We start from the raw sequence: 14,407 nt of genomic DNA on the forward strand, positions 1-14,407 counted from the left end.
TCGAATATTTTTTAAATCTTAGAAGATGAAAATGAAATTAATTTTGAACCTGTTAATTATAGTTATTGGAATGCAAACGACAAACGCCCAAAGCGATCTAGAGGCTATTACCAGTACACTCATGGATTATGTTGAAGGTACTGCAAATGGAGAACCTGAAAGGGTAAAAAGGGCTTTTCACCCAGAGCTTAATCTTTATAGTGTTGCGAATGACAGTGTTAGAGTCTGGTACGGTCAAGACTATACGGGGGGTATTAAAACAGGTCGAAAAAGCAATCGAATAGGCAGAATTGTATCAATTGATTATGAAAATGATGCAGCATGTGCCAAAATTGAGATACTTATGCCAGGCCCCAAAAGAATTTATACCGACTATCTTTTGCTTCTCAAATACCAAGGAAGTTGGAAGATTATTCATAAGTCATATACCTACGTTGATTATCCCAATTAAAGATTTTCCCTATATTCTGTAACCAATTCCAAAAAGTCGAGTTTACCATGGTATACATCAAAAAACGATATCATGAAAAAAACATGCTACCAGTATGCCAGCCTATTATTTGTATTTTTAATGGTTTTCCAAATTTCTTTTGGTCAAAAAAAGGAGAAAGAAGACCATGGAATTTCATTTGCTACATTTAATCATAGAGCCGAAATCGACAAAGGTATTTGGTTTGGGACGATAGAAAGAGAAACAGCTTGCATTCAACTAATGGATGCTAAGAACAGGAACAACCCTTCGTTTTTAATTAGTCTTTGTATACCAGTTGAGGAATTTACTCAGAGCACTGGTGGAGGTTTTGCATTGCACAAACCGTCTGGTTCTATCAAATTCGAAGGAGCGTTCCCCGATGATAAGGGAAACGGTGATTTTACCTTTGTCAAGAACACCGATTTCGAGGTTTTTCTCCATAATGAGGGAATACTTTCCAATGGAGATGATCGCTACAACTACTTCAAGCTTTTTTTAGGGGATGTTTCAAAGGAATATGTTCTTGCACTAAAAAAACACGGATATCAACCAACTTTAAAGCAACTCGGTAAACTTGGTATTCACGACGTGGATTTGGAATATATTAATTCAATAGCAAATACCAACTATAAAGGATTGGAATTGGATATGCTCTTAAAGTTTGCCATTCATGATATTTCGATCGACTATATAAAGGATCTTGAAAAAGCAGGGTACGGAGATTTAGATGCTAATATGGTTAAAAAGTTTGCTATTCACGATGTTAGCATTGACTATATAAAGGGGTTATCTGATATAGGCTATCGTAATTTGGACCCAAACATGATAAAAAACTTTGCCGTACACGATATATCACTTGAATATATTCAAGAATTATCTTCCGTAGGGTTTAATAACCTTGACCCCGCTATGTTAAAGAAATTTGCTGTGCATGATATCAGTCCAAATTATATTAAATCGATTCGCAGTACAGGAATCAAAGATATTGATGCGAATACCTTGAAAAAAGCCAAAATTCATGGCTTAACTGCGAACTATATTGCAAGAGCTAAAGCTAACGGTCATAGTTCAAACAACTTATCCGATTACATTCGGCTTAAGATTCATGGCAAATAATTTTTCTCCTCAAAATTTGTAAGGTCAAAATGGAAAAAAAATCTATATTGCTGGGGTATTCTACCCTATGCAAAAAGAAAAACTCATAGCAGGTCACTCTAGGATCAAACCCTATATTCATAATACTCCAGTTTTATCTTCTAGTATGATTAATCATCTTGTAGGCGCTGAGGTTTTTTTTAAATGTGAAAATTTTCAACGCGGAGGAGCGTACAAAATGCGGGGTGCTACGAATGCGATTTTACAATTAACCGAAGAACAAAGAAGTAGGGGAGTGGTTACCCATTCTTCTGGTAATTTTGCTCAAGCAGTTTCGTTGGGTGCGCAAAGTTTGGGAGTGACAGCCCATATTGTGATGCCAAGTTCCTCTCCAGAGGTCAAAAAAAAAGGTGTTATAGCCTATCAGGGTTTTATTTATGAATGTGAACCTACATTGGAAGCCCGGGAAAGCACCGCAAACAAGATTGCTCAAGAGACGGGTGCAACGCCATTGCATCCATCTAATGACCCTGATGTCATAATTGGACAAGGTACGGCTGCCATGGAGCTTTTGCAAAACCATACTGACTTAGAAACTATTTTTTGTCCCGTAGGTGGAGGTGGCCTGATTGCGGGCTCGGCTTTGGCCGCTCATTATTTTGGTAAGAACTGCAAGGTATACGGCGGAGAACCTTTTGAAGCAGATGATGCCTACCGTTCGCTTCAAAGTGGAAAAATCGAAGGGAACAAGACAACAAATACAATTGCCGACGGACTCAAGACTACCTTGGGAGACAACAACTTTCCAATAATAAAAGAACATGTCAACGGTATCATTAGGGTGACAGAAGAAGAAATTGTGTCCTCAATGCGGCTTATTTGGGAACGTATGAAAATTATTGTAGAGCCATCAAGCGCCGTAGCCTTAGCCGCTTTGTTGCGAGATAAGAGCCAGTTTAAAGGTCAAAAAGTTGGAATTGTTATTTCTGGAGGAAATGTTGACTTGGGTAATTTACCGTTTTAAAAAGAGGTCGTCCAAGGCTACATCATAGCATTTTAGTTGTTTGCCAATTACCAACTGTTTATTTTTCACCAAGCAAAGATTCAGCATTGGCAATACTGGTATTGATTTTCTCCTTTACTATTTTAACTTTTTCTTCCTCCTCGTTCAGCCATTGTTTTTTTTCCTCGGTTAATGCTTTGCCATTTAATATTTCATCAGGATCAAATCGATTTCCGAAGCCCTGCATCCAGTCCATCATACTTTTGTTGGCTTCTTGTAAATCTTCCATGGCCTTTTTTTCATCGACGCCACCTTGATCACTATCTATTTTTTTTCTCAATTGGGCAACCAAACTTCCAATTTTCCCCATCTTGGGCATCACTTCGTCATGAATGGCCATGACCTGTTTCATTTGATCCGATTCTAGTGATTTCTTTTTTTCCTCTTTGCAAGCCGTTGAAACGGTGAAAACGAGAGCTACTAGAATAAGTATATACTTTGTCATATTTAACCTTGAATTTTAATAAACACCATTTTAAGAAAACTGTGAGTTATCAATTTTTCAAATTTACATAATTAGCATGCAATTTATCCTTTGAAAATTGCCACTTTTGCCAAAAAGTTTTGAGCATTGACTGATTATCAAAAAAAGTGGTTTTACCTCATACTACTTTCCTTCATTTGGGGATCTTCTTTTATCTTGATCAAAAAAGCGCTTTTGGGCTTTACTGCCTTACAACTAGGGGGGGTGAGAATTGTATTCGCTTCTTTGGCTTTATTTATATTCGGGTTCAAGAGTTTGTCTAAAATCAAATTCACAGACTGGAAATGGCTGGTAATCGCGGGGCTCACAAGTTCTTTTTTCCCACCTTTTTTATTTGCACTTGCTCAGACCGAATTGGATAGTGGTATCACGTCTATTTTTAATTCTGTAGTGCCCTTGATGACCACTCTTGTGGCAATTGCGCTTTTTGGTGCATTGATAACCAAACGACAAGTTTTAGGAGTTTTTATTGGTCTTTTTGGAACGATTACCTTGATTTTGGCAGGTATGGAATTTACTCCCGATCAAAATTATTGGTATGCCATTTTTATATTTCTTTCTGCTTTAGGCTACGCCTTTAATATCAATATTATAAAAAGACATTTGGCTCATTTGAGTCCGTTGACCGTGACTACGGCGAGTTTTGGAGTTGCCTTCTTGCCGGCATTATTTCTGGTAGCATATTCTGGGTTTTTCACCGATATACAAGAGCATGCTGAAATGCACAATGCCCTATGGTATTTGCTGGCTCTGGCTATTTTAGGTACCGCCTGGGCGAATATCCTTTTTAATAAACTAATTCATAAATCGAGTCCGGTTTTTGCGGCATCTGTTACGTATACTATACCCTTGGTAGCTGTTTTATGGGGCGTTTGGGATGGCGAAAATATCAATGTATACCAACTTCTAGGAGGTGTTATCATACTTTTGGGGGTTTGGCTGGTGAATAAAAAGAAAAATGTAATACATTAACTGTAACAATTTGATCGAACTATACTCTTTGTAGTGAATTCATCAACTAAAAAAAAATAACATGAAGAAATCAATTTTGTTTGCGCTAGTAATATGTGCTTTCCTCTGTGTTCCTCAAGTGAACACTGCTCAAAAAGTAACCCGAGTGGATGCCTTTGATAAGGTAATAGTGAGTCCGCATATAGAAGTTGTTTTAGTAGAAGGCAATGAAGAATCGGTAAAGATTGAGAATGCCAAGGTTTCCGAAGACAAAATCAATATTGAAGTTGACGGAAAGACACTTCGTCTTTACTTGGACGGAGCCAAAACGGTAACCAAACAAGAGCGTGTAAGTTCTAATAATTGGAAAGGAAAACGTTCTATTTATAATGGCACAATGGCCCGAGCCACGATTACCTACAAAAAGCTTAGAACACTTTCTGTGCGTGGAGAGGAAATCGTAAAATGCGAAAGCCCCATTGAGCAGGAAGAACTTAAGCTTACTATTTATGGAGAGTCTAAGGTTTACTTTAATGCTATTACCACTGAAGACCTAACGGTTTCTATTTATGGTGAGAGCTATCTAGAGATTCAAGGAGGAAATGTGGGAAGACAGGTGTACAGGGCCTATGGGGAAAGCGAAGTGAATACCCTGGAGATGGAAAATACATCCACCAAAATTACTGCATTTGGAGAAAGTAACTTCAGGGTGAAGGTTTCTAGCAGATTGAAGGTTACCTGTTATGGTGAAACCGAAATTAATTATACAGGAGACCCTGATATTGATAAAGGAATCGTTATTGGTGAGGCCGAGCTTCGAAAAATAGGTTAGCAAAGTAAGTAAATGAAAATCCAAATCCTGATGTGAAAGCATCAGGATTTTTTGTTAAAGTAATTAATTTCACCCAATGCAAGTTGAATTTTTGGTAACTTAAAGGGAATTAAAACAGCAAGCTATATGGGACTTTATGCTTTACCTATCCGCTTTGGTGCAGCCACAAGTGGTTGTCTAATCATCTATTTTTTGATCTTATCGCTGTTGGGGCTTCACACTAACGTCTATTATAGTTTGTTTAATGCCGTCATTACCGGCATTGGTGTATACATGTCTATAAAATTGTTTCGCGAACGTAATAGAGACGAATTTAATTACGGAGAAGGTTTTATTGCGGGCATGGTCACAGGAGGTACTGCTACACTCATTTTCACCATGTTTTTTACATTGTACGCCATGGAACTTAATACCGAATTTTTGGCCAACCTTTCAACTACTTGGTTTCAGCAATACCAATCTTTTGAGGCTATTGTCTTCTTTACTGTGGCTATTATGGGTTTTGCGACAACTTTGGTACTTACATTGTCTTTTATGCAACTATTTAAGACTTCTAACAACCTCCAGAAAAAAACAGTTTAAATTCTTGTCAAATCCCTTGTAGATTACTCATTTACGCGTATATTTGCATCCGCTTAAAGAAAATTTGAGCTGTTAAATCTCGATTATCGAGTAAATTTAAATCATATACACGCTATGTACGCAATTGTAGAGATGGCAGGGCAGCAATTCAAAGTTGCAAAAGACCAAAAAGTATATGTTCACCGTTTGCAATCAGAAGAAGGTAAAAAGGTAACTTTTAACAATGTACTTCTTTTAGATGACGGAAAGAACGTAACTATTGGCGCCCCAGCTATAGACGGAGCCGCTGTTGAGGCTAAAGTCGTTAAACACCTTAGAGGTGACAAAGTGATTGTCTTTCACAAGAAAAGACGTAAAGGATATCGCAAGAAAAACGGACACCGTCAGTCATTGACTGAAATCGTGATCGAAAGTATTGTTGCCAAAGGAGCTAAAAAGGCCAAATCAGTTGAGCCGAAGAAAGCTGCTCCTAAAAAAGAAGAAGCGCCCAAGGCGAAGGCAGAAGCCACAAAGGCAAAAGCAGCTCCAAAAAAGGCCGCTGCACCAAAGAAAGCCGCTGCACCAAAAGCCAAAGCAGCTAAGGCCGATGATTTAAAAAAGATTGAAGGTATTGGGCCAAAAATCGCCTCTACCTTGGTAGAAGCCGGTATTGCAACATTCGCTGATTTAGCAAAGGCAAAACCAGCTAAAATTTCTGAAATCATCGCAGATGTTCGTGGAAACCACGTTACTGACACATGGCCAGCACAAGCAAAATTAGCAGCTGAAGGTAAGTGGGACGAGTTAAAGAAATGGCAAGACGAATTAGACGGCGGAAAGGCATAATAAGAAATAACGTACGGTCATCCTGATTTAATCAAAGGATGTAGAAGTACATAAAACAAGATATCATGGCACACAAAAAAGGTGTAGGTAGTTCGAAAAATGGTAGAGAGTCAGAATCGAAACGCTTAGGTGTTAAGATTTTTGGTGGTCAAGCTGCTGTTGCGGGTAATATCATCGTAAGGCAACGTGGTACAAAACACAACCCAGGTGAGAATGTATATGCTGGTAAAGACCACACATTACATGCCCGTGTTGACGGAATGGTAAAGTTCACCAAGAAGGCAGGCGGAAAGTCATATGTTTCTATTGAGCCATTTGAGGCTTAAAAACACTTTCTTTACCGTATTTAAAACCCTCTCCAGTTATGCAGAGGGTTTTGTTTTGTATATTATTTTGAATTGGAAATAACTCGAACAATCGGCAAATCGGAATACTATATACTAAACTTTCTATAAAATGACTTTTAGACTTCTTATAATTCTATTGATAGTTGGTCTAGCATACTACCTAGTGCGAATGGTAGTGAGCAACTCGGAATATAAAAAATGTCAAAAATGTGATGGCAATGGATACTGGCGTGCTACAAGAGGTGAAAGAGATAAATGTGATGTTTGCTTGGGTTCAGGAAAAGTGCCAAGAAGGTAAGCGAATTTTTGATTACTTCCGTTTATTAAGTATGCGTAACTATTGCTTTTGGTTTTTCCTTTTCGTATCGTTCGTCAAGGCTCAGGAAATTCAAAAACCAAGAACCATTCACGTCTTCGTTGCCCTATGTGATAATACCAACCAAGGTATCGTTCCTGTTTCAAAAACCCTGGGAAATGGTCAAGACCCTAAAAATAATTTGTACTGGGGAGCGCTTTATGGTGTAAAAACGCATTTCAAAAAAAGTAAAGACTGGGTTTATATAAAAACCATAAAAACTAGAAACACTCAAATTCTAGATAGGGTATTGTTCAAACATAAAGCCACCAATACCTACCTTTTAGCCGACGCCTATGACGGAAAATATATTAAGCAAACAACTATAGATTTTTTTGAAGCATCAAGTGGTGCCGAAGAACAGAAAATAATATATGAAACCCAAGAACTTTGTTTTGGTGGAGGAGCAAGCCTAGTAGCATATGTAGGTCATGACGGCCTTATGGAATTTAGTATAGACAATAGTTTTAAACCTCACAATAATGAACCCCGCGATGCCATAATGCTTGCTTGTGTTAGTAAAAACTATTTTGAGCCATATCTAAAGAAAACTGGAGCGAACCCTTTGGTTTGGTCAACGGGTTTAATGTCTCCCGAAGCTTATACATTGAAAGGGGCAATAGACGGTTGGATACTTCAAGAAACGGACTTAGAAATTCGTGAACGAGCGGCGAAGGCTTATCACCAATACCAAAAATGTGGAATGCGAGGCGCCCGAAATTTATTGGTTACGGGCTACTAATTTTTTTATTCATCACCGCGAAAAGGTGCAGTTTATGGCAAAGTACTATCGAACTATTGGTAGGGGTATTGGTTAGAAGTGCTAATCGTATATCTAGGTATTAAAAAAGCTCCTTACATTGAAAACCCATCTTTTGCAGTTCTTGTGAGAGAAAGGCATTGACCAGAACGTTGGCATGAATTCGTAGTATATGGTCAACGTCCTCCAAGTCAAAATTCCACTCATCTTCTCCGACCACTGCATTTAACATACTCTTTACCGTCTGTATATCTTCAATAGTATGAACCGAGGTCTTAAATATAGAGATCTCTTTTTGTACTGTCATTGCATTTATGGTTTTAAGCATAGTGAGAAGTTTATATTGTTACTTATTTACGATTTAAGTGAGGATTTTAGTTCTGTACTCCAGCCCCACCAAAATCGGTAGGCCAATCGTTTACCAAAGCGATTATGTGAGGGGTTCCGCATTTGGGTATCCGTGCCCTGCTCCTTAGAATGTTTATCGGTTTTATGCGTATTCATAGCTTAGGGTTTTCTATTAAAATTGGAATTTGTATCCAAAGTCAGGGAAGAAACCAATTTGATTTACTTGATCGATATTGTTGGTAAGCCGATTGTATCTTCTTGCAAAAATGTTTTCGTTGGCCGTAAGATTTTGAAGATCCACATAGAACTGATGCAGCCGTTTTTTTGATTTACTGTTTATTTTAATTCCAAATTTGACATCCCACCGGAAATAAGAATCATATTGGCTACTATAGGCTAAATCTTCTTGAAGGATTTCGAATCCAGATAAACGCGAAGCTTCTAGGTCTACCGGTGTGAAATATCGCCCTCCAGAACTAGTAAGACGCGTATCTAAAAACAGGATATTCTTTTGAGACTTACCGACTTTAAATTCTTTACCTGCTAGCAGATTTAACACGTACCCGTTGTTAAATGGCGTGTTGCGTTCAATAGCATCACTTCCGGTGTATTTGCTATCAAAAAACGAGCTGGTTAGTAGTCCGTAATAGCCTTTACTATAGAATTTTTCCAAGGTGATTTCGAGTCCTGTATTGTACCCTGTTCCATCATTAATTAAGGAAACCCGGTCATTATCAAATCCGAAATTGGCCCCTTCTGTAAGTGTGGAGTAACTTGATGAAAAGGGTTCCACCCCGGCCTTATCTATATCTTGATAATACACCTCAAGCTTTCCTCGCCAATTGTTGCTTAGTTTGATGTCGTAGCCTAGAACAAAATGATTACTTCTGGTAAAGTCAAGATCTTTGTTCGTTTGAACCACTTGCCCGTTCGTTTCTTCATTTAAGAAGAGTAGAGGTAATGGAATAGATTGCTGATGTAACCCATACCCCAGGTTAATAGCATGATCTGGAGCCAATTGATAAGACAATGCAGCTCTAGGTTCTAAGGCAAATTGCTCATTTAGATTGCTATACAGGGCATGTAGACCTGTATTTAGCGTAAGCATTTCAGTCAACCGAAATTGACCTTGTACATAGGGTTGAAATAAAAGCACATTTTCATCTATATCGCGAAAGGTGAAAAAATCAGGATCTCCATCTGCATCGTTATCTGCTTGTTCATTTCGATCTCTTAAAAGACTTTTTACTCCGAAATTTTCTACAAGAACCCCCGCACGAAGGGTGCTTTTGTTACTAAGTTTGGCATTAAAAAGTGTTGAAAAAGTAAAGCGCGTTTCAGAATTGTCAGCTTCCGTAAATTGAAGTAGGCGCTCTTGTGGTGTTTCTTTCGCTATAAATCGATCTACGTTAAATTCATTTGCCGAATAAGAACCAGCTACAATGCTTCGTAGAAACGAACTTTTACCCAACATCATTGTATGTTTCAATCCTACCACTCCAAATCTCGAATCGGCAGTAGTGTTTTCATCTTCAGCAGCAAACAAATCGTCTTGGTCAATATCATTTCCTAAGAACTCAATATCTGAACTGCCAAGAATTCCAAATATGGAGATATTCCCCAAGCTGCCTTTTCCAAGATTTATATGAAACGATAGGTCGCTATAATTGGGGGTCGCCGACGTTCCACCGGCACCGATACCTAGAACGCTTACCAATGAGTACCGGCCCGCAATAAGAAAAGAACCACTTTTGTTTCCTAAAGGACCTTCGGCCATCGCTTCTAAACCCGTAAAGATTCCGGTCTGAAGAGTAAATTCATACGCATCCGCATTTCCATTGCGAAAACCTAAGTCAAAGACGCCTCCGAGGGCGTTTCCATATTCCGCAGGAAATGCAGAAGTAAGAAAATCAGAGTTTTTAAGCATATTGGGGTTCAAGGCAGATACCGGGCCGCCAGTCGTGCCTGCCGTGGCAAAATGATTTGGACTTGGAATGGGAATGCCCTCTAAACGCCATAGGAGTCCGGTTGGAGAGTTTCCTCTTACCACAATGTCATTTCGACTATCATCAGGAGACGATACTCCCGCGAAGTTTGCGGCTAACCGACCTACATCACTTCGACCTCCTGAAAAGCGTGTAACTTCTTCCAACCCAAATTGACGTGTTGAAACGGTTGCCAATTTGTTAAGTGGTTTGTCTTTATGGGTATTGGTTGTAAGAACAACTTCATCAAGCTGATTAAATGATTCTGTTAAGCCTATATTTAGAAAAACATCTTTACCGGAGGTAACCTCAATATTGGGAATAGTATAGGTTTCATATCCTATATAACTTATTCGTATGACTTGTCTCCCTACAGGAATATCTTTCAACACAAAATTACCGTCAAAATCAGTAATGACTCCGGTCGCTTCCAAGGCATATAGAAGTTCTATGGTAGCACCTTCTAAAGGTGCTTCAGACTGCTTGTCAAGTACAATGCCCTTAATCGTTCCGTTTTGCGCGAAGAGCGCGCAATTATATAATATGATAAGTGCAAAAACAATTTTTTTCATGACTTTTCTATTCAATGTTTAATCAAAAATGCCGCATGTATCTTATTTGGAAAAGCTAAGGAATGACCAAGTGGTGATTTATGGTTTGAATTGTCGAACGAGGAGGTGAACCACAATTTACCTTTTATGAATGCGGTTTTTCAAGTCATGTCAAAATAATGACGTTTCAAGGTAAATACTGACAATTGAATGTTTTCAAGACCTTGCTTATTGGGTTGTTTGTTATCTTTAAATTTCACTATAGTCGATATGATTAAAAAAAGATCAATTAAAAAGTTTGGTTTTAGGCTGCTAGTGGTGGTACTAATTTTCTTTGCGGTAAAGTTGACTATCGACGATCCTGATGAAACGTTGTTTAGTCCTGCTTCAATATTTTATTTCCTTTCAGCCTTTGTACTGGTCTTACATACATGGGAGATTAATGATTGGCTAATTAAGAAGCAGTTAAAAACCGCAAAGGGGCTAGATATTCCGGGTAGCTTAAAGACCCTAGCACTTTCCTTTGCTTTTTTGGCTCCATTAGCTGCCTTGATTTATTATGTAGGTCTTTTTGTATTTGATGATCTATGTCAAATTCCAGCAGAGGATAAAGCGCTACAGTTTCGAATTGATTGGATGCGAGCCATGCTACTAGGATTTGCTATAATGGTATTTAACTTGTTTTATTTTTCGGTTAAACAGAAAAAAGACCTAGAGCAAAAAATGGATCGATTACAGAAAGAGATGATGACTTCAAAATATAAATCTTTAAAAAGTCAAATAAGCCCTCATTTTTTGTTTAACAGTCTGAATACACTGACATCGCTAATGTATGAAGATCGCGATTTGGCATCTGATTTTGTAAGTCGACTAGCATCTAGTTATCGTTATATTTTGGATAACAAGGAGGAGGATATTGTTAGTCTAGAAAAAGAACTCAACTTTCTTGATTCCTTTATTTTTATGATGAATGTTCGACACTCAGATGCTATTGTTATCGATACGAATATTGGAGTAGATCCAGTTGATTTTTCGATTCCCACCTTATCGCTACAAATGCTTGTTGAGAATGCCATGAAGCATAATTTTTTTTCAAAGGAGAAACCAATGAAAATCAGTGTATATACAGTTGGTAAGATTGGGTTAGTTGTCGAAAATACCATGAGAAAGAGAGAACTTGAAGCAGAATCAACACAGCTGGGTTTAACCAATATTCAAAAAAGGTACTCGTTTTATACAAATCAGGAAGTTGCTGTCGAAGTCAGTAGGGAACATTTCAAAGTAACTATGCCGCTATTGGACTGTAGCGCGTTACAAAGAGCGACCTTGTCTATTTCTTGAGCGGAACCTTAAAAACCAAAAAGAGATTTGAAAGCAGTAATTGTTGAAGATGAAAGTATTGCTTCGAGACGCTTAGCTCAGCTGATCGGCGAGCTAGTGCCTGAAATTGAAATAGTCGCTCAACTCACCTCAGTGGAAAGCGGTCTAAAATGGTTTCATGAAAATACAATGCCGCAATTGATATTTTTAGATATTCAATTGAACGATGGCTACGGATTTGATATTCTTGATCATTTGCAAGAGCATCCTCCAGTAATATTTACAACGGCTTATAATGAATATGCTATACGGGGATTTAAATATAATGGACTTGATTACCTTTTAAAACCTATTGATAAAAATGATTTGAGAGTTGCTCTGAACAAGTTTCAAAAATCGACAAATTTAATATCCGATGCCTGGAACAATGATAAACTAGAGCAGATAAAGAACATATTTCACAAAGCGTATAAGCACCGTTTTATGGTCAAAGTGGGCAACCAATTTAAATCATTCAACGTCGGTGATATTGCTTATTTCAAATCGGAAGAGGGGCTAATATTTTTAAAAGACCGCAGTGGCAAATCATATCCTATCGAGTATACGATTGATCAGCTAGAAGAAATTTTAAATCCGGTACAGTTTTTCAGAATAAACAGAAAGTTCATGGTTTCGGTAGCAGCTGTAAATGAGATACATACTTATTTCAATAGTCGTTTGTTGCTTAAATTAATGCCAAAAGAAGAAGAACAAGTAATCGTTTCAAGAGAGCGTACTACGAATTTTAAGAGATGGCTAGATTTGTAGTTAGTTTTTAAACAGTACAAACCAAAGGGCAAACTCAGTACCTTCTTTCATAGCCTACGATTACCACTTTTGATTTCGAAAATTTGCTGCTTTTGCAAAAGAAACGGTTTGTAATAAATAGTCTTCCAAATTATAGTTGGGCATTGGTAATATGCTCTCCAAAAGTGCGGTATCCCATTCGTTGGGTTTTGAGGTGAGATAGGGGTGAAGATGAACCCCAATAGTTTCGTAATAGAACTCTTCAAGTTTGGAGGCAAAGCCAGTTGCAGCAGTAATCTGTTCTTGGGTAAAGGTGAAATTTGAAAATCCTACGGCATCCAATACTTTAGAAATGCCCTTCATCATATTGGTCTCCTTGGCATGTACGATATTCAGTTGCTCGATATTGGTCTCCAATACTTTTACGATAACCTTGGCAGCATAATCCGTAGGAATGATATTGAGTCCTGAAAAATCATTTGTAGAAATACGTATGTTATCGTTGGAGGTATTGTTGTTGAAGAACTTGGCAAAAAGATAGAAGACCATATATTTTGATATAAAGAAATTAGGAGCCTCTTCAATATTTCCACCTAAAACGCTTGGGCGTAAAATTTGTACAGCGATATTTTTTGCTTTGCCTTGTTCTAACAAGAACTTTTCTGAAGCATGTTTAGATGCCTCGTAATGGTTGCGGTAGTTTCCGGTTCGGTTTTCTACATAGTCGTTCTTAAGTATACCACCAACATCGCCAAAAGAAAAAGCGGTGCTGATATATACGAACTTGTTGATTTGGTTACCATAATGATTAAAGAGGTTTTTGGTAAAATCAAAATTCTCTTGAAACACTTCTTCCTTGGCTGCAGGATCTGTTGATAGATTAACATAGCCAGCAGAATGAATAAAATAATCTATGTTTTTAGATTTTAGCTTCGTAGTTGGCTCAAGAATGTACTTGGCATCAACCACCTCTATTTTGTTGGCAATGGCCTTGCTGTTCTTCTTAATAAATTCAGGGATATTTGAACTTGACAGCATGTTTTGAATCCTTCTTTCAGGCGATATTGCGGCCTTGCTTCGAACAGGTAAATATATTTTTTCTATTTGCTCGATTTTCTGTTCAAGAAGTGAAAATAAAATTCGCGAACCGAGCGTTCCAGTAGCTCCGGTAAGTATAATGTTCGTCATACAGTGGGGTGTTAGATTCTTTTTCAAACCAGACCTAAGATACAAGATTTTAAAGGGATGAAAGCAGAGTCAATATAAAAATAACTGACCATAACAGGGTTCGCCACCAATTCCTTTTTACTAGCCGCGTCAAAAGAATTTTATCTGCTTTTTCATCGGATATTTTACGGTGCATGGGTACAAATTGCAAAAACGTTATTGCCCAAACCAGTGCTATCAAAACGAGACTTCCAATGGTTAATGTGTTTTGAAATTCAAGCAACTGAAGTATAGCAGTAGTTAATTGTACAAACATTAGCGGAATGACAACCAATGCAATTCCAACTGTATATTTTCGATGCCATTTTACAAGGTTGTCTTGCTGATAGAATCGAAAGCTTGGGTATATTACGAGTTGCACCAGCCATATAAGCACTAGCAATCCGAAGTCAAAAAGTAGGCGAAGCGTTTCTAAATTCATCCT

At 37.9% G+C, this 14,407-nt stretch carries 17 protein-coding genes; 11 read left to right on the forward strand and 6 right to left on the reverse strand.

What is annotated here, in order from left to right:
• The first annotated feature begins 25 nt into the window (after positions 1-25).
• From ABJN95_RS07375 to ABJN95_RS07385, 3 genes are all read left to right on the forward strand, one after another.
• A complete protein-coding gene (locus tag ABJN95_RS07375) occupies positions 26-451 on the forward strand; it encodes a nuclear transport factor 2 family protein (RefSeq protein WP_348369716.1) in 426 nt (141 codons plus the stop codon).
• A 72-nt stretch (positions 452-523) separates the two neighbouring features.
• Entirely contained in the window at positions 524-1,588 is a 1,065-nt protein-coding gene (locus ABJN95_RS07380) for a hypothetical protein (protein WP_348369717.1), read from the forward strand.
• Between the two features lie 67 nt (positions 1,589-1,655).
• Complete coding sequence (locus tag ABJN95_RS07385; RefSeq protein WP_348369719.1) at positions 1,656-2,591, forward strand: pyridoxal-phosphate dependent enzyme; 936 nt, start codon at positions 1,656-1,658, stop codon at positions 2,589-2,591.
• A gap of 58 nt (positions 2,592-2,649) precedes the next feature.
• Here the strand turns inward: ABJN95_RS07385 and ABJN95_RS07390 are convergent, their stop codons facing one another.
• On the reverse strand, positions 2,650-3,075 hold the full coding sequence (locus ABJN95_RS07390; protein ID WP_348369721.1) for a hypothetical protein: 426 nt from the start codon (positions 3,073-3,075) through the stop codon (positions 2,650-2,652).
• Between the two features lie 126 nt (positions 3,076-3,201).
• On the opposite strand from ABJN95_RS07390, the gene ABJN95_RS07395 reads away from it, so the two are divergent.
• From ABJN95_RS07395 to ABJN95_RS07420, 6 genes are all read left to right on the forward strand, one after another.
• A complete protein-coding gene (locus ABJN95_RS07395; RefSeq protein ID WP_348369723.1) occupies positions 3,202-4,086 on the forward strand; it encodes a DMT family transporter in 885 nt (294 codons plus the stop codon).
• Positions 4,087-4,147: 61 nt separating this feature from the next.
• On the forward strand, positions 4,148-4,897 hold the full coding sequence (locus tag ABJN95_RS07400) for a head GIN domain-containing protein (protein ID WP_348369725.1): 750 nt from the start codon (positions 4,148-4,150) through the stop codon (positions 4,895-4,897).
• 126 nt (positions 4,898-5,023) lie between these two features.
• Positions 5,024-5,479 carry a DUF4199 domain-containing protein gene (locus tag ABJN95_RS07405; RefSeq protein ID WP_348369726.1) on the forward strand — a complete coding sequence of 152 codons (456 nt, stop codon included), beginning with the start codon at positions 5,024-5,026 and terminating at the stop codon, positions 5,477-5,479.
• Between the two features lie 114 nt (positions 5,480-5,593).
• Positions 5,594-6,304, forward strand: a complete 711-nt coding sequence (gene rplU / locus ABJN95_RS07410; protein WP_348369728.1) for a 50S ribosomal protein L21 — start codon at positions 5,594-5,596, stop codon at positions 6,302-6,304.
• A gap of 65 nt (positions 6,305-6,369) precedes the next feature.
• Entirely contained in the window at positions 6,370-6,630 is a 261-nt protein-coding gene (gene rpmA, locus ABJN95_RS07415) for a 50S ribosomal protein L27 (protein WP_348369730.1), read from the forward strand.
• 239 nt (positions 6,631-6,869) lie between these two features.
• The gene (locus ABJN95_RS07420) at positions 6,870-7,748 is read left to right on the forward strand and encodes a hypothetical protein (RefSeq protein WP_348369731.1); all 879 of its coding nucleotides are present in this window, start codon (positions 6,870-6,872) and stop codon (positions 7,746-7,748) included.
• 100 nt (positions 7,749-7,848) lie between these two features.
• Here ABJN95_RS07420 and ABJN95_RS07425 read toward each other — a convergent pair whose 3' ends face one another.
• From ABJN95_RS07425 to ABJN95_RS07435, 3 genes are read right to left on the reverse strand one after another with little or no spacing between them, the layout of a single operon-like run.
• A complete protein-coding gene (locus tag ABJN95_RS07425) occupies positions 7,849-8,094 on the reverse strand; it encodes a hypothetical protein (RefSeq protein ID WP_348369732.1) in 246 nt (81 codons plus the stop codon).
• Between the two features lie 26 nt (positions 8,095-8,120).
• Positions 8,121-8,270, reverse strand: coding sequence for a hypothetical protein (locus tag ABJN95_RS07430; protein WP_348369733.1), 150 nt, complete (start codon positions 8,268-8,270; stop codon positions 8,121-8,123).
• 16 nt (positions 8,271-8,286) lie between these two features.
• Entirely contained in the window at positions 8,287-10,671 is a 2,385-nt protein-coding gene (locus ABJN95_RS07435) for a TonB-dependent receptor (RefSeq protein ID WP_348369735.1), read from the reverse strand.
• 249 nt (positions 10,672-10,920) lie between these two features.
• Here ABJN95_RS07435 and ABJN95_RS07440 point away from each other — a divergent pair, with 249 nt between their 5' ends.
• Positions 10,921-11,991, forward strand: a complete 1,071-nt coding sequence (locus ABJN95_RS07440) for a histidine kinase (protein WP_348369737.1) — start codon at positions 10,921-10,923, stop codon at positions 11,989-11,991.
• A gap of 27 nt (positions 11,992-12,018) precedes the next feature.
• A complete protein-coding gene (locus tag ABJN95_RS07445; protein ID WP_348369738.1) occupies positions 12,019-12,777 on the forward strand; it encodes a LytTR family DNA-binding domain-containing protein in 759 nt (252 codons plus the stop codon).
• Positions 12,778-12,837: 60 nt separating this feature from the next.
• Here the strand turns inward: ABJN95_RS07445 and ABJN95_RS07450 are convergent, their stop codons facing one another.
• A complete protein-coding gene (locus ABJN95_RS07450) occupies positions 12,838-13,944 on the reverse strand; it encodes an SDR family oxidoreductase (protein WP_348369739.1) in 1,107 nt (368 codons plus the stop codon).
• 49 nt (positions 13,945-13,993) lie between these two features.
• A complete protein-coding gene (locus tag ABJN95_RS07455) occupies positions 13,994-14,404 on the reverse strand; it encodes a hypothetical protein (protein WP_348369740.1) in 411 nt (136 codons plus the stop codon).
• Positions 14,405-14,407: the final 3 nt, after the last annotated feature.

It is taken from the genome of Maribacter sp., from assembly GCF_039974175.1.
Taxonomy (GTDB): domain Bacteria; phylum Bacteroidota; class Bacteroidia; order Flavobacteriales; family Flavobacteriaceae; genus Maribacter_C.

Bases quoted from the DNA above. Each gene is read 5' to 3' on its own strand.
- ABJN95_RS07375 (WP_348369716.1), top strand. From the start codon at position 26: ATGAAAATGAAATTAATTTTGAACCTGTTAATTATAGTTATTGGAATG.
- ABJN95_RS07380 (WP_348369717.1), top strand. From the start codon at position 524: ATGAAAAAAACATGCTACCAGTATGCCAGCCTATTATTTGTATTTTTA.
- ABJN95_RS07385 (WP_348369719.1), top strand. From the start codon at position 1,656: ATGCAAAAAGAAAAACTCATAGCAGGTCACTCTAGGATCAAACCCTAT.
- ABJN95_RS07390 (WP_348369721.1), bottom strand. From the start codon at position 3,075: ATGACAAAGTATATACTTATTCTAGTAGCTCTCGTTTTCACCGTTTCA.
- ABJN95_RS07400 (WP_348369725.1), top strand. From the start codon at position 4,148: ATGAAGAAATCAATTTTGTTTGCGCTAGTAATATGTGCTTTCCTCTGT.
- ABJN95_RS07405 (WP_348369726.1), top strand. From the start codon at position 5,024: ATGGGACTTTATGCTTTACCTATCCGCTTTGGTGCAGCCACAAGTGGT.
- rplU (WP_348369728.1), top strand. From the start codon at position 5,594: ATGTACGCAATTGTAGAGATGGCAGGGCAGCAATTCAAAGTTGCAAAA.
- rpmA (WP_348369730.1), top strand. From the start codon at position 6,370: ATGGCACACAAAAAAGGTGTAGGTAGTTCGAAAAATGGTAGAGAGTCA.
- ABJN95_RS07420 (WP_348369731.1), top strand. From the start codon at position 6,870: ATGGATACTGGCGTGCTACAAGAGGTGAAAGAGATAAATGTGATGTTT.
- ABJN95_RS07425 (WP_348369732.1), bottom strand. From the start codon at position 8,094: ATGCTTAAAACCATAAATGCAATGACAGTACAAAAAGAGATCTCTATA.
- ABJN95_RS07430 (WP_348369733.1), bottom strand. From the start codon at position 8,270: ATGAATACGCATAAAACCGATAAACATTCTAAGGAGCAGGGCACGGAT.
- ABJN95_RS07435 (WP_348369735.1), bottom strand. From the start codon at position 10,671: ATGAAAAAAATTGTTTTTGCACTTATCATATTATATAATTGCGCGCTC.
- ABJN95_RS07440 (WP_348369737.1), top strand. From the start codon at position 10,921: ATGATTAAAAAAAGATCAATTAAAAAGTTTGGTTTTAGGCTGCTAGTG.
- ABJN95_RS07450 (WP_348369739.1), bottom strand. From the start codon at position 13,944: ATGACGAACATTATACTTACCGGAGCTACTGGAACGCTCGGTTCGCGA.
- ABJN95_RS07455 (WP_348369740.1), bottom strand. From the start codon at position 14,404: ATGAATTTAGAAACGCTTCGCCTACTTTTTGACTTCGGATTGCTAGTG.